This is a genomic window from Terrisporobacter petrolearius (assembly GCF_020748185.1).
GTDB lineage: Bacteria > Bacillota > Clostridia > Peptostreptococcales > Peptostreptococcaceae > Terrisporobacter > Terrisporobacter petrolearius.
In genome coordinates this window covers 1-438 of the sequence record NZ_JAHZMO010000200.1, presented here as the reverse complement: position 1 = coordinate 438, position 438 = coordinate 1, and the positions used below count along the sequence as shown (strand labels likewise).

1 pseudogene is annotated in these 438 nt (G+C 57.1%); it reads left to right on the top strand.

Annotated features, from left to right (window positions below):
* A pseudogene (locus K0040_RS22580) lies at positions 1–438 on the top strand (autotransporter adhesin family protein); the annotation flags it as partial.

Here is a 438-nt window from a genome sequence, read left to right as displayed (position 1 = left end):
CACGCTGAATAACGGCGCCATACTTACCCTTTCCGGGAAGACGGTGAACAACGATACCCTGACCATCCGTGAAGGCGATGCACTCCTGCAGGGAGGCTCTCTCACCGGTAACGGCAGCGTGGAAAAATCAGGAAGTGGTACACTCACTGTCAGCAATACCACACTCACCCAGAAAGCCGTCAACCTGAATGAAGGCACGCTGACGCTGAACGACAGTACCGTCACCACGGATGTCATTGCTCAGCGCGGTACAGCCCTGAAGCTGACCGGCAGCACTGTGCTGAACGGTGCCATTGACCCCACGAATGTCACTCTCGCTTCCGGTGCCACCTGGAATATTCCCGATAACGCCACGGTGCAGTCGGTGGTGGATGACCTCAGCCATGCCGGACAGATTCATTTCACCTCCACCCGCACAGGGAAGTTCGTACCGGCAAC